Source organism: Clostridium tarantellae (assembly GCF_009295725.1).
Classification (GTDB): domain Bacteria; phylum Bacillota; class Clostridia; order Clostridiales; family Clostridiaceae; genus Sarcina; species Sarcina tarantellae.
Map to the genome: position 1 here is coordinate 1 of NZ_WHJC01000485.1, position 1,505 is coordinate 1,505.

Here is a 1,505-nt window from a genome sequence, read left to right on the forward strand (position 1 = left end):
GAAGGGACAAGCACTTATGGTTAGAAATAGAAAAATAAATTTAAAAAAATGTATAATTAAATTAGTAATATCCATTTTATTAACATTAATAACTGTTTTTTTAATGAAAAAAATTGTTGTTTTAAATAGTGGAAATATTAAATATTTTATGTTATTAGTAGCTGTTTTACTTGTAATTATTTTAGATATTTTTGTATTTACTTCTATGATGTACTTAGTTTTTACTATAGATGGATTAAAAAATAATTAAATTTTTCATTTCAATTATTTTATATTACATATCTTTAATTTAATTATGTTTAAAATAAAAAACTTAAGGAAACAATTACTTCCTTAAGTTTTTTACTTCATTTATTGTTAATCCAGTTTTTAATGATATAGTTTCATCATCTAAAACATCTAATAAATTTTTAGCCACTTCTTCTATACCTTCTTTTTTTCCAATAACTAATCCTTTTTCAATACCTTTTTCTTCAGCATTTTCTAAATCACTAACTCTATCTAAAATAGCCATTTTTCTTTTATTGTAAGCTATTCTTTCATTTTCATCACTACTTAATCTCACAAGTTCTTCTTTAGCTTCTTTGATTTCTTTCATTTTCATCTCTAAAGATTCTACTTTCTTACTAGAGGGATTTTTTATGAATTCTATCCATACTTCTAACATATCTGTAGTATCACTAAACTTATTAATCTCTTTCATTTTTGGTAATTCTATAAAGTGTATTTCTTGTAAATTTGTAAGTTCTTCATTTGTAGTGATTTCCTTTAATCTATATGCATTATGAAACCTATCATTTTTTAAATACTTAAAGTCTAAAATATTTATACATACTGTTTTAGCAAGTTTATTATAATTTTCTCCTTCATCTAATTGATCTTCAAACATTTTGCTCCAATAGTAAAGAGTTCTACTAATCATGTTATATTCATTTTTAACTTGAATTTCTATGTTTATTTGTTCACCTATATTAGTAGTAGCTCTTATATCTAATCTACTGTATTTATCCTCTATATGCTCTTTTTCTATATCAGAATTAAGAATTTTAACCTTTGTAATAGGTTCTTTTGGTTTCATAACTGCATGTGAAATACTCATCACTTATAGAAGTGAGAGCTTCCTTTAATCCTGTCTAACCACTAGGGAAATTATTTTACAGACTATCAGTTTCCAAGGCTATGGGTTTTTTATGAGGATAACCCTTCCCGTATAACCTACGGTACTACAAGCTTACGACTTGTTATTGAAAACCTATGTTAGTATTATAACCTAATTTGAAAGAAATTATTAGTGGAAATTATTGACGTTTCGAGTAAACTCTTGCGTCGATTCATCTCACCACCTACCTTGGGTTGAGATGGGAGAATTCTCTCAAATTCTAGTTAAAAAAGATATAAGTATCTTTGGATGCTTTTTATTACCAAATATTTTCTTAAAAACAAAATCTACTCTAGGACTTAGTAATCCGTAAGTCATAATTAACTCCTCTCTAATAGTATTAAAT

General features: G+C 25.2%; 2 protein-coding genes. One reads left to right on the top strand and one right to left on the bottom strand.

The window, feature by feature from the left end:
- The coding region (locus GBZ86_RS15815; protein ID WP_207707472.1) for a hypothetical protein at positions 1 to 250 on the top strand (250 nt) is incomplete at its 5' end.
- A gap of 75 nt (positions 251 to 325) precedes the next feature.
- Here the strand turns inward: GBZ86_RS15815 and GBZ86_RS15820 are convergent.
- Entirely contained in the window at positions 326 to 1,099 is a 774-nt protein-coding gene (locus GBZ86_RS15820; RefSeq protein WP_152892250.1) for an Rpn family recombination-promoting nuclease/putative transposase, read from the bottom strand.
- Between the last annotated feature and the right edge of the window lie 406 nt (positions 1,100 to 1,505).